The organism is Halarcobacter mediterraneus, assembly GCF_004116625.1.
Classification (GTDB): Bacteria; Campylobacterota; Campylobacteria; order Campylobacterales; family Arcobacteraceae; genus Halarcobacter; species Halarcobacter mediterraneus.
The window spans coordinates 50,538-71,151 of record NZ_NXIE01000002.1 but is presented as its reverse complement, the minus strand read 5'-3'; the positions used below and the strand labels follow the sequence as shown (position 1 = coordinate 71,151).

Here is a 20,614-nt window from a genome sequence, read left to right as displayed (position 1 = left end):
AATATAGATAGTAGCTATTATATTAATAATATTTACTAAGGAACAAAATGATATATATAATTGATACAAATATTTTAATTCAATATCCACAAATTCTTTCTAGAATAGAAAGTAGAGAAATGGTAATACCTAAATCTGTAATGGATGAACTTTATATGTTTGGCCCCAAAACTAAAATGCCAGATATTTTCAAATTTGTATCAAGTTTTATAGATAATGGAATCAAAATTATTCATGCTCCTAAAAATCCCACAAAAAATATATCAGAATTAGATAAATCTAATTATAAATTAAGTGATAGTGATATAGACACTTTATATATAGCACTAGAAGAATCAAAAACTAATGTTCCTATTGTTGTTACTGATGATTTGAAATTTGCAAAAGTTTTAAAAAAGAATGGTGTAAAAACTATCACTGGTAAAGTATTTTTAGATGAGTCTGATAATGAAACAATTAATGAAGAAGTTAAGAATTCTGCAAATAAAATTGTATCATCTCAAAAAAAACAATTATTTATAAGTTTTTTCCTTGGAATTTTTGCGTCAATATTAGGTAATTTAATTTATTTTTATTTAAATATTATCATATCAACAATAACAGTTTGGGGAACATTAGTAGCATTACCTATTGTAGGAATTATACTTTTTTGGTTTAGAGAAAATTTTAGATTATCATATGGAGTATTTGAGTTCTTTGCTGGTATAATTATGTCATTATATGTATTCTTTCCATTATTTAATTATTCCACTTTGGGTCCAAAAGAAGGATTGCAGATATTAGCTGGATTATATGTAATGGTTAGAGGATTAGATAATATTGGCAAAGCTATTATCGGCACTAGAATTGAACCATTATGGGAAAAGTTTTTTTAAGGTATACATGATTTATAAAAAATAATCTAACAAAACCTTGGAGAGAAATAGTTTACCCTAGCGGGCAAAACTATTTCTCAAGATAAACGTTATATTTAAAGAAGGAACCATGAATATTCAAAAAGTTACAAAAGAAAATTATCAGGAATTAATCAATGTCTGGGAAGCTTCTGTTAGAGCAACACATAAATTTTTATCAGAGGAAAAAATCGCAGAGTTAAAACTTCTGATTTTAGAACAGTATTTTGATGCTGTTGATTTGCGTTGTTTTAAAGATATTAACGATAAGATATTGGCATTTATTGGTGTTGCTGATTCGAAAATTGAAATGTTATTTGTAGATCCAGATTATATCGGTCAAAAAATCGGTCGAAAGTTAACTAAATACGCCATTGAGAATCTTGGCGCATCAAAAGTTGATGTAAACGAACAAAATCTCGATGCAATTGGGTTTTATCAGCGAATGGGATTTGTTCAATCAGGTCGCTCTGTACTTGATGGAGAAGGTAACCCATTTCCTTTAATACACATGAAATTAAAGAAAATATAACAAATCAGGGGAGCTAATAAATTACCCTGAGGGTAATTCATCGGCTCATTTAAAAGGAAATTGACAAATGTCAAATATAAGTGATACACCAAAACCACCATATTATGCAGTGATATTTACATCGATAAAAATTGATGAAGACAAAGGATATAGTAAAATGTCCGATAAAATGGTTGAATTAGTATCTCAGCAAGATGGATTTCTTGGATTTGAATCTGCAAGAGAAGATCTAGGAATTACAGTTTCATATTGGAAAAATGAAAAATCAATCCAAAATTGGAAAAAGAATCTAGAACATCAAGAAGCTCAAAAACAGGGTAAGGAAATTTGGTACAAACAATACAAAGTTAGAATCGCAAAAGTTGAAAAAGACTATGAATTTTAACAAAAGTATATAACAAATTATTGGAGAAAAATAGTTGACCCTGCGGGTACAACTATTTTTCAAGTCAAACGTTACCCACCTTCAAAAAATAAAGAAGTTTTTAATTTTTTTTAAAATAGCCTAAAAAATATTTATTCTTAACAGCCTTGACATTAAATACTTCCGTAAAATATCTCCACACACATACCTACAACAAACTCATATAATATTAAATTAGTATGAATTGTAAATCAAATATCTTTTGCATCAGTATCATTTTAAGAAGCACCCTTAATATTAACATTAAATTGCATATAACTTAAACCATTATTAATAAAATAAGTAATACAATTCTTATTAGTAGTTTAAAAAGGATTCATATGATAGTAGATTCTTCAAATAATGTATTAAATTCTTTTAAAGAGATATTAACTTTACCCAAGGCGCAAAAACTTGATGAAGAAACTGTAAATAAAATAAACTCTGCTATTGCAGAAGTAGATAATCAACGAAAAGAATATGAACCAACAAAAGAACAATTAAAAGAATATCCTTGGTTAAAAAATGCTGTAAATGGCATAAGAAAAGTTTCAGATATAATTGAAAACTTCAAAAATGGGGAAGATGGCTCAGGTGATTTTACCATAACATCTGCTTCTCAAGATAGCTTCGATGTATATAATGGCAATGGAAGAACACATTATTATAATATATATGCACAAGTAGACTATACTACAACATTTAGCATATGATGATGAAAACTACACAAGAGAAGGCCAAACAAGAGTTAGCAGAATTGCTTTTCATACTAGCTACTATGAAAAAAGTGTAAATATACAAAAAGAGCTTCAATTAAATTTTACACTAGAAAAAGAAGTAGAAAGTGTAGATTTTAATAAATTATATGAAAGATTAAAAACTGACAAAGATTTTGAAAAAAAATTTATAGCTAGTATTGAAAGTTATTTATATAAAGATGATAAATCAAAATTAATTAAGCAATTGGAAAAAGCACTAGGACTTGATGACTCTACACTGAAATATAAAGATTCTGTAAACACAACAAATTTAGATATTTTTGTATAAAAAACCCACCTTCAAATAAAGAAGATGGGTTTTATTCAAATATTTTAACAGTTTAAAACTATTTTTTCTTAACAGCCTTTGCATTTGGTAAATCAGTAATACTCCCATGGAATATCTCTGCACACATACCTACAGACTCGTGTAGTGTTGGGTGAGCGTGAATTGTAAGTCCTATATCTTCTGCATCACAATCCATCTCTAGAGCTAGTGAGATTTCTCCTAATAGCTCCCCTGCGTTATCTCCTACGATTGCTCCACCAATTAGTTGGTGAGTATCTTTATCGAAGATAAGTTTTGTCATACCAGCATCTGCAACATCTGCTGCTAATGCACGTCCAGAAGCAGACCATGGGAATGATGAAACTTCATAATTGAGACCAATAAAAAGGTGTCTAAAAAGGTGTCTAAAAAGGTGTCAGGCACTATTTTAAGTAATTAATAATTTAAAAGATTAGTCATCTATCAACATACTCAATTTTATATCTAACACTTTAGATATTTTGTATAGTTGTTCTAGATTGAAGTGTTTTCCATATTTGTATAGTTCCGCTTTTGCTACATACCCAACAGAGTTATGACCAATTGCTAAGGCTAATTGCATTTGAGTAAAATTCTTTTCTTTTCGATATTTTCTTACATTATCTCCAATTCTTTTATAAAAAACTTCAATTTCTTCATTTGAAAAGTTAGTTGTATTCATAATATGTCCTATAGGTAATTTATTTATAAGTTTATAGTAGATATGATTCTTTATAAATGTTCTATAGAGCATAATTATTTAATTAAGGGAGTGTTGATGAAAGATAAAATAAAAATATCAATAGATAGAATTGAAAATTATAAAAATAATCTTCAAGAAGACCTAATACTTGTTGAAACAACATTAAATGTAATCAAATATTTACTATCAGAAAGTATTCCTACTGAGCAAAAAGAACAAATCTTAAAAAATATTGGAAATACAATTAAAATTATTGAAAAAAAAATAGATAAAATTGAAAAAAATGGTTGATTAATGTATTTGACACATAAGTACTTTTTTATATAAAATATTAATTACTTAAGGAGGAGTGAATGATTACATCTATCACTAAATTTAAGTTACCTAGTCCTATTTCTCAGGCTGAGGCAAAAGATATATTTTTGAGTACGGCACCAAATTATAAAAAACTATCTGGATTGATTCGAAAGTGTTATGTTATTTTTGATGAAGGTCATTCTGTTGGTGGAATTTATCTTTGGGAGTCTCGTGAAGATGCAGAAGCCGTTTATACTGAAAGTTGGAAAGAATTTGTTCGTGAAAAATATGGTTCAGAACCAGAGATTACTTATCTTGAAACACCAGTTATAGTAGATAATATTTTAAATGAAATAATCAGTTAATAATTCTAAAAAAGAAAGATTTATTTTAGAAAAAAGGTGTCAGGCACTATTTTATGTTATCCCTTATTCTAACAAGTAGTTTTTTATCCGTTATATTCAATAAATAGTTATATCTAAAGCTGAATATTTCCCTCAATTTTGAATATGCCTATTTATGAAAGTAAATTGGTAAATTTAAATAAAGGTGTAAAATGAGTTTTAAAGGCGGAAATACAGTTCAGTTAAAAGCTACTACTGAAATAATGACAATTGAAGAGATTGATGATGATTCGGCAACTTACATCTGGTTTGATAATAAGAAAATTAAAAGACATACTTTTTTATAATCACACTAAAAATTGTTTAATAGTTTTATTTAATGATAAAATATACATCATTTTGCTAAAATAATGTATATTTGAATATTGGAGTTTACTATGACAGCTTTAAAAGAAGATGAACTTTTTAATGAGATAGATATTTTACCAATAGATTTGAAAACTAAAATTGTTGACAAAATATTAGCTAGTATTACGCCTTTAAATAATGATATAGATTAACTTTGGATAAAAGAAGCAAATAAAAGAAAATAAGAAATCGAGTCAAATTCCGTTACGTTGGTTGATGGAAATGAAGTTTTCAAAAAAATCTCTCAAAGACTTAACTCATAAATGGCTTACTCTTTTCATCCAGATGCCGAACTAGAACTAAATGCTTTTGTTGATTATTATCAAGAGTGTAAAGATGGACTCGGTGTTGAATTTGCATATGAAGTTCAAAAAACAATCCAACAAATTTTAGAATATCTTGCTGCTTGGTAAAAACTAGATGGAGAAATAAGAAGATGCTTAACTAACAGATTTCCATTTGGCATAATTTATTTTCAAAGAGATGATGAAATTATTATTTTAGCTGTTATGCAACTTCATAACCGAACTATTGGAAAGAGAGAAAGATATAACAAATACGATCACGACAAACGTTATACACTAAAGGAAGAATTAATGAACCAAAAAGGAACACTCACTTTTTTTTGTGGAAAAATGGGAGCTGGAAAAACTACAAAATCAAAAACCATATCACTTGAGAAAAATGCAGTACTTCTTTCAGAAGATGATTGGCTGGAAGCTCATTATCCAAATCAAATAAACTCTTTTGATGATTTTATAAAATTCTCCATGCTGATTAAACCTTTTGTGAAGTCACATGTAGAACAGATTTTAAATACAGGTACAAATGTAGTTATGGATTTCCCTGCAAATACAAAAAAACAAAGACAATGGTTCAAACAACTATGTAATGAGGTAAAGTGTAATCATGAGCTTATCTTTCTAGACTTAAGTGATGAGCAGTGTTTAGTCCAAATTGCTAAACGAAGAGATCAACAACCTCATAGAGCACAATTTGATAATGAAGAAGTATTTAATCATGTTACACAATATTTTGAAGCTCCATCGAAAAGCGAAGGATTTAATATAATTATTGAAGCAAATGTATAACAAATCAGTGGAGACAATAAATTACCCTGAGGGTAAACTATTTCTCAATTCAATCGTTATAATTACAAAAAAGGCACTCATGAGATATTTAAAAAAACTAATCACAAAACATATAAATATAGCTGAAAACGAATGGGATGAATTAACTTCAAGATTTAAAAAAGTAGAAGTTAAGAAAGGTACAATTATTTCAAATGCAGGAGATATTTTCAGTGATTTTTATTTTATTAAAAGAGGATTGGCACGATCCTATTTTACAGATATAAATGGCAAAGATTTTACTTGGCAAATATATTTTAGAGGTAAAAGTAAATATGGATTAAACCACTTTATGGATGACAGTGTAAGTTATTATGAAAATGATGCTTCTATGTTACATTTTGAAGCTTTGGAAGACTGTATATTTTATGTTATTAGTTTAAGAGATATGGATGAGTTTTTGAAAAATGCAGATAAAAAATGGGAACATGTAGCCAGAGTTTGGTTACATGATACTTATTTTAGTTCTACCTATAAAAGAGTTATATCTTTGATGAGTGAAAATGTTGAGGAGAGATACAAAAGACTACTTGACGAATACCCAAATATTTTTAAAAAAGTAAAGTCATACCATATAGCCACATTTTTAGGAGTTGCTCCTCAAACTTTAAGTAAACTTCGTAAAAATGAATCTAGGTGAATGAAATAGATTTTATTTTTTAATACAATACTCTAAAATAACATAAAGGAGTATGACATGACAAAAACACAACAATTTAGAGAATTACATGTTTCTAAAGAAATTTTACATATTGGTAATGTTTGGGACTTAAATAATGCATTGATATTCGAAAAACAAGGCTATAAAGCTATCGGTACTTCAAGTTTTGCAATTGCCAAAAGCTTGGGTTATGAAGATGGTGAGGAGATGAGCTTTGAAGAGTTATATAAAATAGTAAAACAAATCATCTCTAAAGTAAATGTACCTCTTAGTGTTGATATTGAAGCAGGATATAGCCGTGATATCAACAAAATTATTGAAAATATTATTTCCCTTTATGATATTGGTGTAGTTGGTATCAATATAGAAGATTCTGTAGTAGAAAACGGGATAAGAGAAATTGTGGATAAAGATAGATTTGCACAAATATTAAAAGAGATTGTAGATAGCCTAAAGGAAAAAAATATTGATATATTTATAAATGTACGAACTGATAATTTTATTATGGGCTTAGAAAATCCACTTGAAAATACTTTAGAAAGAATTAAACTTTATGAAGACATAGGGGTTGATGGTATTTTTGTACCTTGTATAGTTAATATTGAAGATATTAAAACAATTACACAAAATATAAATTTACCCCTTAATGTAATGACAATGCCTGATTTAGACTCTTTTGATGTATTGGAAAATGCAGGAGTAAAAAGGGTAAGTCAAGGACCATTTATATACAATAAACTTATAGAAAATTTTGAAAATAAATTAGAAACAATAACTAAAGATAACTCATTTCAAAGTTTATTTTAATGAATAAAATTAATATACAATACTACAAAACCAAATATGCACATTTCATATTAGGCTCATTTGAAAACAAACTTTGCTTATTGGATTTTAAATATAGAAAAATGAGAACAACTGTAGACAATAGATTAAAAAAAGGTTTTGATGCCAAGTTTGTAGAGCAAGATGATGATATATTACAAGAGACAAGAAAGCAAATTGATGAATATTTTGATATGCAACGAAAAGAGTTTGATATACCAATTATAACTACTGGTACTAATTTTCAAAAGAGTGTTTGGGATGCTTTAATGAAAGTTCCATATGGTACAACTTCAACATATTTACAATTAGCAAAAAATATAGATAATGAAAAGGCAGTAAGAGCCGTAGCAAGTGCTAATGGTGCAAACTCCATAGGCTTAATTATTCCTTGTCATCGTATCATTGGAAGTAATGGAGAACTTATAGGATATGGTGGTGGATTAGCACTTAAAAAAAAATTGCTAAAATTAGAACAAAATTTATTTGTGGGTTAGAAATGATAAATCAAGGAAAATATCAAATTATTGGGCAAAAAGATACAAAATATGATAGTCTATTTTATACAATAGTAAAATTAACTGGGATATTTTGTTTACCATTTTGTAAGGTAAAAAAGTCCTTAAAAAAATGTACTATTTCATGATACAAGAGTTTAAGCTATTGAAAATGGATTTAGAGCTTGTAAGGTCTGTAAGCCATGAACTTATAACATAACTTTGGAAGAAACAAAGGTATACTTGTAGTAGTTTGAAGTTTTATTTAGTAAAATAAAAAAAGTAAATTTGAACAATCTCATGAAAAATACTCTTGTTTCAAGTTCAAGGTTAGCCAAATAAAAAAGGATACGGATGTCAATAAACAATATAAATCTTGAATATCACCGAATTGATAATGGCTCGATAAGTATCGTATTTTTAAATGGTTTTAGAATGCCATTTAAAAGTTGGGATAAAGTGTACCCAGAGCTTGCATTGGAAAATAGTGTGTTTTTATTTAATAGAAGAGGTGTTGGTAGGTCTAAGAAAGCAACTGAATCTCAAGATGGAAATACTATCCTTAGCGAAATGCGTTCATTATTTTATAACTTGAGATTAAGACCACCTTATATATTGGTTGCTCATTCTTTCGGTGGACTACTTGCTAATTTGTATTCTCGTGTTTACCCAGATGAAGTGTCAGGTATAGTTTTTGTTGACTCACCTTACCCCTCTGAAGTGATTGAACAGAAGAAGAATATTCCTCCATTTGTTGTTAATGCTTTTAATGAGGGTCTCAAATCAATGGAAAAGCTATTTGACAAATATAAATATTCGGAAGATGAACAAGTTGAAGAAACAATAGCACAAATTTCAGCAGCCGGACATTTCCCCAATATTCCTATTGCTGTAGTGTCAGGTACAAAGAAAATGCCATTTGTTCCAGAAGAAGCTTTTCAAGTACATAAAGAATTTCAAGCTAAATTAATGGACTTATCATCACACTCTATCCAATACATCTGTCATGAGAGTGGTCACTTTCCTCAAATCACAGAACCAGATAAAGTAATCATGGCTATACGAAACATTGTGAATGAAATAAAAATTAGTTAATAAGGTAAATCAGTTCCAATACTTACTTAGTGATTCAAATTTATAAATATTGTTTGGTGACTTATTTTATGTTGACAGATCAAAGTACTTTTATATATAATCTATCACTTAAAAAAGGTTATTTATGAAAAAAAGCGTTTTTATTTCATCTACATATATAGACTTAAAAGAACAGCGAAAAGAAATTTGGCAATTACCATCAAAATATGACATTAATCTTCTTGATATTGAACAATTTGGGAAGAATTCTCAGCAGTTCAAAACCTTTACTATTAATTTGATTGAAAAACTGCAATGAAGTATCTTATCAACTTTTTGCGCCTTCTTGTATTTTCAATTTTTCTACTTGCAATTGTTTGTGGAGCAGTGTTTGTATTTATTGTTATTAGTGAGAAGGGATTTTCGTCTTTTTGGTCATTTTTGGCTAGTGTAGCTATAATTGCTACGTTCTCTTTGTTGTATATTTTCTTGCCTTCTTTAATTGGCAAGAAAGATGATTAAGAAAGAAAAAGGATAACTAAATGAATATACATGAAAAAATAAATTATATAGAATTACCTGCTAAAAATCTCCAAATTACAAAAGATTTTTTTACAAAAGTCTTTGACTGGGCATTTATGGATTTTGGAGATGAATATATTGCATTTTCAGATGAAGGAATAGATGGAGGATTTTACAAATCAGATTTATCTATGTCAACAGCAGAAGGAAGTGCTTTAATTATTTTTTATAGTAATGATTTAAAAGCTACTCAATCAAAAATAGAAAATGCTGGTGGTTCTATTGTTAAAGCAATATTTCATTTTCCTGGTGGTTATAGATTTCATTTTAGTGACCCTAGTGGTAATGAATTTGCTGTCTGGTCAGACAAAGGTGTATAATAAATATTAAGTTGATTTAAAAATATTAAACATCATGAAAGGCAAGTATTTTTATCCAAAAATTCTTTGCAATGAGCTTTGCGGCACTTGGGCTTAAACTAGCATTTAGTGAACGGGGATAAGAATATCTGTGATATTATTTTTATATCAAATGTAGTTGGTTCTACATTTAAAGCAACACCATATTAAAATAAAGAGATTTACCTTGAATTTATTTTTTAAAATAGTTTTTTTCATAGGAGTATTCTATAATATTCTTTTATTAGTAAGTGGAGATTATACAAGTGACACAAAAGCAATGTTGTCAATCTTTACTATAAATTGTTTTTTAGCTTTTTTTATAAGTTTTCTTTTTAAAAAAAATAAACATTCTTGTAAAATTGCTTTTTTCTTAATCGTTTTGACCAATATTAGCTTTTTGATGAATACAAGTGGTTGGAATGAAGGAACTATGACTGGAACTAGTTATATTATTCCTTTTTTTCAATATATAACTGATTGGTTGTATGGGTTTTTACTTATTTCTGCATTTATGGGATTTATTCCAGTAGTACTATACTTAGTTTTTATTTATAGTATTGTTCTATTCTTTTGTAAAAGAAAAAGCGAAACTTTATATAAGTAAAATTTATATTTAAAAAGATTATTTATCAACTTTAATTAAGTATAAACTATATAGAATAATTAAGTTTATAATAAATCATTTAATAGGATAAAAATATGAAAAATTTCCCTGAACATTACGAAGAATTAACAAGCTGGATGAAAAAATTAGGTCTAGAAATGCCTGAAGTTATGCAAGGTTTTCAGTCTTTACATGGAGCTAGTTTAAAATCAAATGCCTTAGATTCTAAAACAAAAGAGTTAATAGCTTTAGGTATTGCTATAACAGTAAGATGTGATGGTTGCATATCATTTCACGTGCATGATGCAATGAAAGCAGGAGCTAGTAAAGAAGAAATTGCTGAAACAGTTTCTGTTTCTATTCTTATGGGTGGTGGTCCTTCAGTGGTTTATGGAATTGAGGCAATGCAAGCACTTAGTCAATTTCAAGAAAAAGGTATATAATAAAAATACCAAAAGTATTTATTATTAAATACTTTTGGTATTGACTTTGTAAAATAATTTAACTATACTAGAAGTATCTAAAAATAAATACTAAGGTTTTATAATGTTCTCTCCTTTTCCTTATGATAAAATTTCAGATAACAAGTGCTTCTTTGGAAGAGATAAAGAATTAAAAGAATTAGAAAAAACTGTAAAGTACTCAAACAATATTTTGATTCACTCAAAAAGGCGTATGGGAAAAAGCTCTCTAATTAGTAATTTTATAGAAAAACATTTTAAAGACTATCTTTGTATTTATGTTGATATTTTTGATATGACTTCAAAGGAAGACTTTGCTTATTCTTTACTAAAAGCTTTATCAAACTCTCAAGAAAGTGATTTAAAAGCTGCTATTAAAACTTTGACATCTTTATTTAAAAGAGTAAGAGTAGAACCTACTATTGATCCAACTACTTTAAAATATAGCATAAAGCCAGTTATTGCAACTCTTAGTTTTGAACAGATGATGGAAGACTTTTTTAACTCTTTAAATGAATTAGCAAAAACTAAACAAATTGTTTTAGCAATAGATGAGTTTCAACAAGTTGCAACTATAAAAGATATAAAATTAGATGCTTATCTTAGAACTTTTATTCAAAATAGAAAAAATATTTCTTATATATTCTTAGGTTCCAAAAGACATCTTTTGACATCTTTATTTGAATATAAGGCTCCATTATATGAGTTAGCAAATCATTTTGAATTACAAGCTTTAAAAGTAGCAGATATTTATGACTATTCAAAAAAGTATTTGAAAGTTTCTAAAGAAAATATAAACTATATTTATGAAAAAGCTAATGGAGAAACAAAACTTATTCAAAATTTATTACATTTATTATATGTTTATAAGGTTCAGAATATTACTGAAGAAAATATTGATGAACTTTTAAATGAAATAATATCATCAAAAGAGGCAAGTTTTAGAATTATTTATGATAGTTTAAATAACAATCAAAAAATTGCTTTAAAAATTGTTGGCAAATACAAAAGTGGTTTTTTTGTCAGTGAAGTTTTAAGTGAATATAATATAAAGAAACAAACCTTACAGTCATCTATAAATTCACTTTTTGCAAAAGAGTTTATTGATAAAGATGCCGATAAGTATTTTATCCCTGATAGAAGCTTAGAACTGTGGATTGAGCGTATATAAAAAGTATAATCAAGGAAAAAAGTTCCTCCTTTTATTCCTTAGATTAAATGTCTAATAATGTTTTTATATTGAAAACAAGACCTTGACTTTTAAATTGTGGTAAAAGATTTAGCAATGAATCTCTTCCATGTTCTGTTGTATGTTCGATTATTAAATCTCTTCTTGTGTCAGAGTATAAAATAACCTCTTCAGCTTTTGTTGCATTATTAGCTTTTATTGCTTGTAAAAGTTCAATTGATGTTGGAATAAATGTCATAAAAATCCTTTTGTTAAAATTGATGAAATAATGACAAGTTATTACTTATATTTGATAAAAAATTGTGTTACCATTTTGTAACCTTTAATTGTTGAAAAAACACTTTTTTATATACTTAGTAAACTCTAAAAAAAGTTTACTTTTATATTTGTTTTTATGATAAACCATAAATAATTCTCTATCAAATTTCAAGTTTTTTATTTTGATTTCAAATAAACTCTTTTCTTCAAGCTCTTTTTTAACTGCAAGCTTAGAAATACAAGTTATTGTTTCTTTATTTTCAAGTAATATATTTTTTATCTCTTCAAAGTTTGAAACTTCCATGGTAATATTTAGCTCATCTTGATATTTTACTTTACTTAGAAAAACTTCTCTTGTAGCAGAACCTTTTTCTCTTAAAAGCCAATTATATTTATAAAGTTGGTCAATAAAATACTCTTTTTTAGTTAATTCTTTATTTGAACTTACAATTATTAAAGAGTCATCAGCAACTTTTTCTTTTATAATATTTGCCTCATTAAAATCACTTTCCACAAAGCCTATATCTATAGAAGAATCTAAAATAGAGTCTAAAATTTCTTTAGTATTTATTGAGTGTTTTGTAATATGTATATTATGTTTTGAAATAAATTTATAAATACATTGAGAAAGGTTTATACTATTAAAAGTTTTACTTGCTGCAATTTTTAGATTTCCTTGTAGTTTATCAGAAAAGAAACTCTCTTTTGCATGAATTAAGTCTAAAAAAGGAGTATATGCTTTTTCTTTGAATAATCTTCCTCTTTCATTTAAAATAAGTTTTCTTCCAATTCTATCAAAGAGTTTCTCCCCTAGTTTTTTTTCTAAGCTATTTAAACTTATTGATATTGCAGCTTGAGTCATATTCTGTTTCTTAGCTATATTTGATAGGTTTGTTTCTTCACACAATTTAAAAAATATATCTAACTCTTTAAAGCTTATCATAAAAATTCCTTATAAATTTTATTTATGATTATAACAAAAATAATTAATTTTACAAATGTATAGTAAGTTACTATAATTTCACAAAAGGAGAGTTATTTATGACAAAATTCAAAGATAAAAACTTTTATATAGCCTTAATACTAATTTCTATGTTAACTTTAATAGCAAAATTTATATCTAGTTTTGAAATATTTAAAAATATAGGATTTTCTTTACTAATTGTTTCAATTTTATTAGGAATGATAATAACAAATATCTTAAAAATAAAATTACCACAAAAGTTTGATAAAGCAATTGCTTTTTGTACAAAAGAGATTCTTCGAATGGCAATTGTTTTTTATGGCTTTAGATTAACTTTTAATGATATTTTAAATATTGGTTTAGATGGAGTTATTGTAAGTATAACAGTTGTTTTTTCAACTTTTGTTTTAGGATATTTTATAGGAACAAAAATACTTAAATTAGATAGAGAAATTACTATTTTAACAAGTGCAGGAAGTGCAATTTGTGGAGCTGCTGCTGTTTTAGCTACAGAAGGAGTTTTAAAAAACAAACCCTATAAGAGTGCTATTGCAGTTTCTACTGTGGTTTTATTTGGAACTATTTCTATGTTTTTATATCCTTATTTATTAAAAATGGATTTTATAAGTTTAAGTGAAAATGCAAAAGCCTTATATATTGGTGGTACTTTACATGAAGTTGCTCATGTTGTAGGAGCTGGAAATAGTTTTAATAATGAAGTTATTTCAGAAAACTCAATTGTGGTTAAGATGTTAAGAGTAATGTTATTAGCACCATTTTTGATTTTAATTTCTTTATTTTTAATGAATAGTAAAAAAGCAGATAAAAAAGGTAAAATAACTATACCTTGGTTTGCGGTATTTTTTATTTTGGTTGCAGTTTTTAATTCTTTTTCTTTTATTCCTACGAATATAATAATTCAGATAAATGAAATTGATACTTTTCTTTTAGCAATGGCAATGATGGCTTTAGGATTGAAAACAGACTTAAGAAGTATAAAACAAACAGGGTTTAAACCTATTGCTTTAGCAACAATATTATTTTTATGGTTATTGATTGCAGGATATTTTTTAGTGAAGTATTTAACTTATTAATAAAATAAAATAACTAAAAAATAATTTTATAATTATGCTTAAGTTAAAATCTTTAAATTATTTTATATAATTAGCCCTAGATAAATACAAAGGGCTAATTTGCTAAATAGACTATTTAAAATACTTTTTCTTTTTCTCTTTTATATTACTTTTTTACAAGCTAAAGATTTAAAAAAAGTAAGTCTTCAACTTTCATGGTTTGATCAATTCCAATTTGCTGGATATTATATTGCAAAGGAAAAAGGCTTTTTTAAAGATTATGGTTTAGATGTAGAAATTAAACCATTTACATTTGGTATTAGTGTTCCTACTGAAGTAGATGAAAAAAGAGCAGATTTTGGAATTGATAGAGAAACTTTAATCTTACAAAAAGTTGCAGGTAAAAATATTGTAGCTTTATATGCTTTATTTCAAGAATCTCCATTAGTTTTATTTGCCAAAGATGATTTAAATATAAATAGTATTGAAGACTTTAAAGATAAAAAGATAATGACAACAATAGATGATTCTAGTGAAGTATCTATAAAGTCAATGATTCAATCAAAAAATATTAAAATCGAAGAGTTAAATTTTATTAAACATACTCATAATATATTGGATTTAATAGAAGGAAAAGTAGATATTATTTCAGGATATCTTTCAAAAGCACCTTATACATTAGATAAAATGAAAATTGATTATAAAACTTTTGATCCGAAAAACTATGGTTTTGATATGTATAGTGACTTTTTATTTACAAACAAAGATATGATTGAAAATGATATTCAGACAGCTTTGTCTTTTAAACATGCAGCTTTAAAAGGATGGGAATATGCATATTCTAATATGGAAGAAAGCGTGGAAATTCTTTTAAAAAAATACAACTCTCAAAATCTATCTAAAGAAGAATTACTTTTTGAAGCAGAAGTTTTAAAAAAATTATCATACTCAAATACTGAAGAGTTAGGAAAAATAAAACCTGAAAAAATGCAAAGAATTTATGATTTATACAATATTATGGGTTTAACTCCTAAAAAAATTGATTTAGATAAATTCGTACTTTACGAAAAGTTCTATGAAAATATAAATTTAACAAATACAGAAAAAGAGTATATTGAAAAAAGTTCAAATATAAAAATGTGTATTATTCCTAATATAAAACCTTATAGTTTTATTGAAAATGAAAAATTTGATGGATATGTTTCTGATTATATGAATCTTATTTCTGAAAAAACGAGTTTGAAATTTGATTTAGTAAAAACTACTAATATGGCTGAATCTTTGAAATTTCTAAAAGAATCAAAATGTGATATTTTAGCTTCTGCACAAGAAACCAAAAGAAGAGTAGATTATTTAACTTTTACTGAGCCTTTTTTAGAAACCTCTTTAGCCTTAATTGGAAGAAATGAAACTAGTTTTATAGATAGTATAAAAATGCTAAAAGGTAAGAAACTAAGTATTTATGAAAGTTATTCTTTTAATAAAATATTAAGAGAAAAGTATCCTAAATTAACTTTTATAAATGTAAAAGATTTAGATGAAGGAATTAAAAAAGTAAGAGATAAAGAGGTTTTTGCTCATATTGATTTTTTACATACCTCATGGATTAAAATTCATGAGTTAAATTATTCTGATTTAAAAATTGCAGGAAAACTTGATGAGGTAATTCCTTTATCATTAGCAATAAATAAAGAAAATCTTTTTTTAAGTAGTGTTTTGCAGAAAGCTGTTAGAAGTATAAAACAAGAGGATAAAGATAGATTATTAAAAAAATGGGTAGCAATAGAGTATAAAAAAGAGTTTGATTATGATACTTTATCTAAAGTAATTTTAGGATTTATTGTTATTCTTGCAATTTTCTTTTACCGACAGTCTTTACTAAAAAGAGTTAATAATACTCTTCAAAAAAGAGTAGAAGAAAAAACAAGAGAATTACAGATAATGAATCAAGAACTAGAAAATAGAGTAAAAAATGAAGTTGAAAAAAACATAAAAAAAGATGCTCTTTTAACAAAACAATCAAAAATGGCTGCAATTGGTGAGATGCTTCAGAATATTGCCCATCAGTGGAGACAACCTTTATCTATTATTTCTACAGGAGCAAGTGGTTTAAAGCTTCAAAAAGAAATGGATGGAAAAATCGACTCCAAAATGTTAGATGAGACTTTGGATAAAATTGTAGAAACTTCAGTATATTTATCAACAACAATTGATGATTTTATGCATTTCTTTAAACCAAATGAAGCTAAAAGAGTCTTTTTTATTCAAGATACTATTACCAAAACTTTAAATATTTTTGATTATAATTTGCATATTGGAAAAATAAAAATTATAAAAAATATAAATGATGTTAAACTAATCAACTATGAAAGTGAATTAATCCAAGTTATTATGAATATTTTAAGTAATTCTAAAGATGCTTTTATTGAAAGGCAAATTGAAAAAAGATACGTTTTTATATCAACAAAAGTAGAAAAAGATATTTTATTTCTTTCTATAAAAGATAATGCAGGTGGAATTCCAAGGGATAGTATTGATAAAATATTTGAACCATACTTTACTACAAAACATCAATTTCAAGGAACAGGAATAGGCTTATTTATGTGTCAAGAAATTATTACAAAACATATGAAAGGCGAAATTTTTGTTTCAAATCAGACTTTTCAGTATGATAATGAAGAGTTTGATGGAGCAGAGTTTATTGTCAAATTACCAATGAAGTAAATTTTAAATAAAATAAATCATGAATAAAAAAGAATTTAAAAAACTTATAAAAAATCTACCTCTGACACCAAATGTAATGGCAAGAGATAGGTTTTTTAATTCTGCTGTATTAATTCCACTTATTAAAATCGATAAAAAGTATTATTTACTTTTTCAAAAAAGAGCAGCCCATATTAGACAAGGTGGAGATATATGCTTCCCTGGTGGAAGATATGAGAAAAAAGATAAAGATTTTAAAGAAACTGCTTTAAGAGAGACCGAAGAAGAATTGGGTATTAAAAGTAAAAATATAAAAATAATAGGGCAGCTAGATACTTATGTTGCACCTATTGGAGCTTTAGTAGAACCTTTTATTGGAATAATTAAGAAAAAAACATTAAAAACAATGAAGATTGATAAAAATGAAGTTGAAAAAACTTTATTAATACCTATTGAGTTTTTTAAAAAAAATCCACCAACTGAATATACTTTAAAGTATGAAGTACATCCATTCTCTATAGATGAAGAGGGTAAGAAAGAAATACATTTTCCTGTTGAAGAGTTAAATCTACCTAAAATGTACCATAAACCTTGGGGACATAAAAAGCATAAAGTTTGGGTATATGAATATAAAAAAGATGTTATTTGGGGATTAACAGCTGTAATTGTAAATGACTTGTTAAAAAAATATTAGGAGGAAATAGTGAAAAAAGTAATATTAGTATCTTTGTTTTTAGTTTTATTATTTGCTGGTTGTGTAGCAAATAATGGTCAAAATGTATCAAAACAAAATAAGAAATATGGTGAAATAGAGGATTGTAAAATATATCCTGAGGATTTTAGAAGATTTGATTGCTATAAAGAGAAAGCTAATGAAGGTGATATTGTTGCTCAAAGTTGGGTAGCTTACTATTACAATGTTGGACAAATTGTACCAAAAAATCAAGCAAAAGCTACAACTTGGTATTTAAGTGCTGCAAAAGCAGGGGATGTATATTCTCAAAGAGAATTAGGATTAAATTACTTGCAATTTAAAGACTATGAAGAGGCTTTTTATTGGTTAGAAAAGGCTGCTAATTCAAATGATGCAATAGCACAAAGGGAAATGGCTAATTTATATGATAAAGGGAAGAGCGTTAAAAAAGATGTAAATAAGGCTTTTGAATACTACAAGAAAGCTGCTTTTCAAGGTGATACTCTTGCTGAGAACCAACTTGCCTATTATTATCAATATGGTTATGGTGTAGAAAAAGATTTTAATAAAGCAAAATATTGGTATGAAAAAACTATGAAAAAAGGTGATGCTTATGGTCTTTCTCAAATAGCTTATTTATATGCAAATGGATACGGTGTAGAAAAAGATTATAACAAAGCTTATGATTTATTTTTAAAAGCAGCTCAAAAAGGTGATAAATATTCAATGTCTTGGTTAGGATATCTTTATGAAAAAGGTTTTGGAATAAAAAAAGATTTAGAAAAGGCAAAAGTTTGGTATATTAAAGCTGGAGATGATTATTCAAAAAAAAGATTTTATATATTAGAAAATAAAATAAAAGAATAGTGACTATCAATTTAGATGGTCGTCCAAATAGTTAAAGGATATTATAGTGAAATCAATAATAATTAATAATAAAGAGCTTTACCCTTCAAAAGTAGTATGTATTGGAAGAAATTATACAGAACATATTAAAGAGTTAAACAATGAAACTCCTGATTCTATGGTTTTTTTCTTTAAGCCAAATTCTTCAATATCTGATAAAATAGTTTTCCCTTCAAATAGTAATTCTTGTCATTATGAAGCAGAGCTTTCTTTTTTAATAGAAGAAAATAAAATTTCAGCAGTTGCTTTTGGTTTAGACTTAACTTTACGTGATGTTCAAAGTAAATTGAAAGAAAAAGGTTTGCCTTGGGAAAGAGCAAAAGCTTTTAGAAATTCAGCTGTTTTTTCTAAGTTTATAAGTTTTTCTGGTGATGAGTCTGAATTAGAACTAGAACTATATATAAATGATGAACTTAAACAAAAAGCTTCTGCTAAATTGATGATTAATAAACCTAAAGAGATTATCACTGAAGTTTTATCTTTTTGTGATTTTGAAGATGGAGATATTCTAATGAGTGGAACTCCTAAAGGTGTTGGCTCATTTAATAAAGGTGATATTTTCTTGGGAAAAGTTTTTTATAAAAATGAACTTTTAATAGAAGAAAGATTTAAAGTAAATTAAAAGTAAAAATTATTTATATTTTTAATTTAAAGATATTTCTCTTTTAGCTAGAATCATTTTATAAAACATTAAAGAGGTTTTGATATGAAATATAATGAATTAACCGAAGAAGAGGCTTATGTCATAGAAAATAAAGGAACAGAACGACCTTTTAGTGGGAAATATAATGATTTTTATGAAGAAGGTATTTATCGCTGTAAGAAGTGTAATGCTGCTTTATATAAATCTGATGATAAGTTTTCTTCAGGTTGTGGATGGCCTAGTTTTGATGATGAAATCCCAAATTCGATAAAAAGAGTCTTAGATGCAGATGGAAGAAGAGTAGAAATTCTTTGTGCAAATTGTAATGCCCACTTAGGACATGTTTTTGAAGGAGAAGGATTTACTTCTAAAGACACTAGGCATTGTGTTAATTCTATTTCATTAAAATTTGAAAGTAAGAATTGTAATTGTAAGGAACATGCTGTTGCTTATTTTGCAGCAGGTTGTTTTTGGGGAGTGGAATACTTTTTTAATAGTTTAGAGGGTGTTCATAATGTAGTTTCTGGATATATGGGAGGACATTTAGATAACCCTACTTATCAAGCAGTTTGTACAGGAACAACAGGACATTTAGAAGCGGTAAAAGTAGAGTATGATGAATGTAAAATATCTTTTAAAGAATTAACAAAACTTTTTTTTGAAATCCATGACTTTACTCAAACTGATGGACAAGGACCGGATATAGGAAGTCAATATTTATCTGCAATTTTTTATTTAGATGAAAAACAAAAAAGTGCGGCTTTAGAATTGATAGATGAATTAGAAGATATGAATTATAAAGTAGCTACTTCTCTTCATGAGGCTTGCAAGTTTTATGAAGCAGAAGATTTTCATCAGAAATATTATGAAAAAACAGGAAAAACACCTTATTGTCATTCTTATCGAAAAGTTTTCAAATAAAATAGAGAAATTCTCTCTATTTTATTTTTATAAAGTACCTAAAATATAATATACTTCTTTACCATCTAGTTTTTCAAGTTTAATATTATATTTCTCTGCCCAATGTTTAACTTCATCATGAAATTCTTCTAATATTTCATCAGCATCATTTTCATCACATTTGATTTTTAAGTATTTTGTTGAATTTGAAAGTCCAACATAAGCATTCATTTTCTTTAAGTGATCATTTAAACTAATTAAATGTTTTGAAAACTTATTAAAATCTTTTGTTTGTGAAATAACAAATTGAGCCTGTTGTAAAGATGTGTCACTTTTTGAGTAACCTAGTTGAGAAAGTAAAACTTCTGGAGATACTTCTAAATGCATATTTTTTCCTTTTTATAAAATAAATTTATATTAACAAAAAATATGTAAATAATTATTAAAAAATATATATAATATGG

31 protein-coding genes are annotated in these 20,614 nt (G+C 26.7%); 26 read left to right on the top strand and 5 right to left on the bottom strand.

Translation table 11 applies throughout. The features are described from left to right. Positions 1 to 47 precede the first annotated feature (47 nt). The 4 genes from CP965_RS04605 (at position 48) to CP965_RS04590 (ending at position 2,541) form a co-directional block, all read left to right on the top strand. Positions 48 to 875, top strand: coding sequence for a PIN domain-containing protein (locus tag CP965_RS04605; protein ID WP_129060906.1), 828 nt, complete (start codon positions 48 to 50; stop codon positions 873 to 875). Between the two features lie 109 nt (positions 876 to 984). Further along, positions 985 to 1,425: a GNAT family N-acetyltransferase gene (locus CP965_RS04600; RefSeq protein ID WP_129060905.1), complete on the top strand. Its 441-nt coding sequence runs from the start codon at positions 985 to 987 to the stop codon at positions 1,423 to 1,425. Between the two features lie 67 nt (positions 1,426 to 1,492). Then, complete coding sequence (locus tag CP965_RS04595; protein ID WP_129060904.1) at positions 1,493 to 1,810, top strand: antibiotic biosynthesis monooxygenase family protein; 318 nt, start codon at positions 1,493 to 1,495, stop codon at positions 1,808 to 1,810. Between the two features lie 359 nt (positions 1,811 to 2,169). After that, entirely contained in the window at positions 2,170 to 2,541 is a 372-nt protein-coding gene (locus CP965_RS04590) for a hypothetical protein (RefSeq protein WP_129060903.1), read from the top strand. Between the two features lie 392 nt (positions 2,542 to 2,933). Here CP965_RS04590 and CP965_RS04585 read toward each other — a convergent pair whose 3' ends face one another. After that, a complete protein-coding gene (locus tag CP965_RS04585; protein WP_407646396.1) occupies positions 2,934 to 3,257 on the bottom strand; it encodes a hypothetical protein in 324 nt (107 codons plus the stop codon). A gap of 69 nt (positions 3,258 to 3,326) precedes the next feature. Then, on the bottom strand, positions 3,327 to 3,575 hold the full coding sequence (locus CP965_RS04580) for a helix-turn-helix domain-containing protein (protein ID WP_129060902.1): 249 nt from the start codon (positions 3,573 to 3,575) through the stop codon (positions 3,327 to 3,329). Between the two features lie 96 nt (positions 3,576 to 3,671). On the opposite strand from CP965_RS04580, the gene CP965_RS04575 reads away from it, so the two are divergent. The 16 genes from CP965_RS04575 to CP965_RS04505 all read left to right on the top strand — a co-directional run bounded on the left by CP965_RS04575 (position 3,672) and on the right by CP965_RS04505 (position 11,991). Continuing rightward, entirely contained in the window at positions 3,672 to 3,887 is a 216-nt protein-coding gene (locus tag CP965_RS04575) for a hypothetical protein (protein ID WP_129060901.1), read from the top strand. Positions 3,888 to 4,018: 131 nt separating this feature from the next. Further along, positions 4,019 to 4,258 (top strand): hypothetical protein, encoded by a 240-nt coding sequence (locus CP965_RS04570; protein WP_206732255.1) that lies wholly within the window; start codon positions 4,019 to 4,021, stop codon positions 4,256 to 4,258. 191 nt (positions 4,259 to 4,449) lie between these two features. After that, positions 4,450 to 4,584: a hypothetical protein gene (locus tag CP965_RS14440; RefSeq protein ID WP_267285279.1), complete on the top strand. Its 135-nt coding sequence runs from the start codon at positions 4,450 to 4,452 to the stop codon at positions 4,582 to 4,584. Between the two features lie 90 nt (positions 4,585 to 4,674). Further along, on the top strand, positions 4,675 to 4,797 hold the full coding sequence (locus CP965_RS14435) for a hypothetical protein (RefSeq protein WP_267285278.1): 123 nt from the start codon (positions 4,675 to 4,677) through the stop codon (positions 4,795 to 4,797). Between the two features lie 111 nt (positions 4,798 to 4,908). Further along, positions 4,909 to 5,058 (top strand): hypothetical protein, encoded by a 150-nt coding sequence (locus CP965_RS14215; protein ID WP_206732254.1) that lies wholly within the window; start codon positions 4,909 to 4,911, stop codon positions 5,056 to 5,058. 183 nt (positions 5,059 to 5,241) lie between these two features. Further along, on the top strand, positions 5,242 to 5,736 hold the full coding sequence (locus CP965_RS04560; protein ID WP_129061455.1) for an AAA family ATPase: 495 nt from the start codon (positions 5,242 to 5,244) through the stop codon (positions 5,734 to 5,736). 79 nt (positions 5,737 to 5,815) lie between these two features. Further along, positions 5,816 to 6,415: a Crp/Fnr family transcriptional regulator gene (locus CP965_RS04555; protein ID WP_129060899.1), complete on the top strand. Its 600-nt coding sequence runs from the start codon at positions 5,816 to 5,818 to the stop codon at positions 6,413 to 6,415. Between the two features lie 57 nt (positions 6,416 to 6,472). Next, positions 6,473 to 7,243 carry an isocitrate lyase/PEP mutase family protein gene (locus CP965_RS04550; protein ID WP_129060898.1) on the top strand — a complete coding sequence of 257 codons (771 nt, stop codon included), beginning with the start codon at positions 6,473 to 6,475 and terminating at the stop codon, positions 7,241 to 7,243. Further along, positions 7,243 to 7,758 carry a methylated-DNA--[protein]-cysteine S-methyltransferase gene (locus CP965_RS04545; protein ID WP_129060897.1) on the top strand — a complete coding sequence of 172 codons (516 nt, stop codon included), beginning with the start codon at positions 7,243 to 7,245 and terminating at the stop codon, positions 7,756 to 7,758. Before CP965_RS04550 ends, CP965_RS04545 begins: the two co-directional genes overlap by 1 nt. Before the next feature lie 2 nt (positions 7,759 to 7,760). Continuing rightward, the gene (locus tag CP965_RS14495; protein ID WP_129060896.1) at positions 7,761 to 7,907 is read left to right on the top strand and encodes an Ada metal-binding domain-containing protein; all 147 of its coding nucleotides are present in this window, start codon (positions 7,761 to 7,763) and stop codon (positions 7,905 to 7,907) included. 205 nt (positions 7,908 to 8,112) lie between these two features. After that, positions 8,113 to 8,853, top strand: a complete 741-nt coding sequence (locus CP965_RS04535) for an alpha/beta fold hydrolase (protein WP_129060895.1) — start codon at positions 8,113 to 8,115, stop codon at positions 8,851 to 8,853. Between the two features lie 124 nt (positions 8,854 to 8,977). Further along, the gene (locus CP965_RS04530; RefSeq protein WP_129060894.1) at positions 8,978 to 9,151 is read left to right on the top strand and encodes a DUF4062 domain-containing protein; all 174 of its coding nucleotides are present in this window, start codon (positions 8,978 to 8,980) and stop codon (positions 9,149 to 9,151) included. A gap of 223 nt (positions 9,152 to 9,374) precedes the next feature. Then, the gene (locus CP965_RS04520; protein WP_129060892.1) at positions 9,375 to 9,734 is read left to right on the top strand and encodes a VOC family protein; all 360 of its coding nucleotides are present in this window, start codon (positions 9,375 to 9,377) and stop codon (positions 9,732 to 9,734) included. A gap of 205 nt (positions 9,735 to 9,939) precedes the next feature. Further along, positions 9,940 to 10,359 (top strand): hypothetical protein, encoded by a 420-nt coding sequence (locus CP965_RS04515; RefSeq protein WP_129060891.1) that lies wholly within the window; start codon positions 9,940 to 9,942, stop codon positions 10,357 to 10,359. 95 nt (positions 10,360 to 10,454) lie between these two features. After that, positions 10,455 to 10,802, top strand: coding sequence for a carboxymuconolactone decarboxylase family protein (locus CP965_RS04510; protein ID WP_129060890.1), 348 nt, complete (start codon positions 10,455 to 10,457; stop codon positions 10,800 to 10,802). A gap of 103 nt (positions 10,803 to 10,905) precedes the next feature. Next, the gene (locus CP965_RS04505; protein ID WP_129060889.1) at positions 10,906 to 11,991 is read left to right on the top strand and encodes an AAA family ATPase; all 1,086 of its coding nucleotides are present in this window, start codon (positions 10,906 to 10,908) and stop codon (positions 11,989 to 11,991) included. A gap of 43 nt (positions 11,992 to 12,034) precedes the next feature. Here the strand turns inward: CP965_RS04505 and CP965_RS04500 are convergent, their stop codons facing one another. Then, positions 12,035 to 12,247 (bottom strand): hypothetical protein, encoded by a 213-nt coding sequence (locus CP965_RS04500; protein ID WP_129060888.1) that lies wholly within the window; start codon positions 12,245 to 12,247, stop codon positions 12,035 to 12,037. An 84-nt stretch (positions 12,248 to 12,331) separates the two neighbouring features. Continuing rightward, positions 12,332 to 13,210: a LysR family transcriptional regulator gene (locus CP965_RS04495; RefSeq protein WP_206732253.1), complete on the bottom strand. Its 879-nt coding sequence runs from the start codon at positions 13,208 to 13,210 to the stop codon at positions 12,332 to 12,334. Positions 13,211 to 13,308: 98 nt separating this feature from the next. On the opposite strand from CP965_RS04495, the gene CP965_RS04490 reads away from it, so the two are divergent. From CP965_RS04490 to CP965_RS04465, 6 genes are all read left to right on the top strand, one after another. Next, complete coding sequence (locus CP965_RS04490; protein ID WP_129060887.1) at positions 13,309 to 14,325, top strand: YeiH family protein; 1,017 nt, start codon at positions 13,309 to 13,311, stop codon at positions 14,323 to 14,325. Positions 14,326 to 14,424: 99 nt separating this feature from the next. Further along, positions 14,425 to 17,028: an ABC transporter substrate-binding protein gene (locus tag CP965_RS04485; protein ID WP_228712673.1), complete on the top strand. Its 2,604-nt coding sequence runs from the start codon at positions 14,425 to 14,427 to the stop codon at positions 17,026 to 17,028. A 19-nt stretch (positions 17,029 to 17,047) separates the two neighbouring features. Beyond that, positions 17,048 to 17,701 carry an NUDIX hydrolase gene (locus tag CP965_RS04480; RefSeq protein ID WP_129060886.1) on the top strand — a complete coding sequence of 218 codons (654 nt, stop codon included), beginning with the start codon at positions 17,048 to 17,050 and terminating at the stop codon, positions 17,699 to 17,701. Between the two features lie 9 nt (positions 17,702 to 17,710). Continuing rightward, positions 17,711 to 18,568 (top strand): tetratricopeptide repeat protein, encoded by an 858-nt coding sequence (locus CP965_RS04475; RefSeq protein ID WP_129060885.1) that lies wholly within the window; start codon positions 17,711 to 17,713, stop codon positions 18,566 to 18,568. Positions 18,569 to 18,614: 46 nt separating this feature from the next. Next, a complete protein-coding gene (locus CP965_RS04470) occupies positions 18,615 to 19,229 on the top strand; it encodes a fumarylacetoacetate hydrolase family protein (RefSeq protein WP_129060884.1) in 615 nt (204 codons plus the stop codon). 84 nt (positions 19,230 to 19,313) lie between these two features. Next, positions 19,314 to 20,171 carry a bifunctional methionine sulfoxide reductase B/A protein gene (locus CP965_RS04465; protein WP_129060883.1) on the top strand — a complete coding sequence of 286 codons (858 nt, stop codon included), beginning with the start codon at positions 19,314 to 19,316 and terminating at the stop codon, positions 20,169 to 20,171. A 27-nt stretch (positions 20,172 to 20,198) separates the two neighbouring features. Here CP965_RS04465 and CP965_RS04460 read toward each other — a convergent pair whose 3' ends face one another. Beyond that, positions 20,199 to 20,537 (bottom strand): hypothetical protein, encoded by a 339-nt coding sequence (locus tag CP965_RS04460; RefSeq protein ID WP_129060882.1) that lies wholly within the window; start codon positions 20,535 to 20,537, stop codon positions 20,199 to 20,201. Positions 20,538 to 20,614 lie beyond the last annotated feature (77 nt).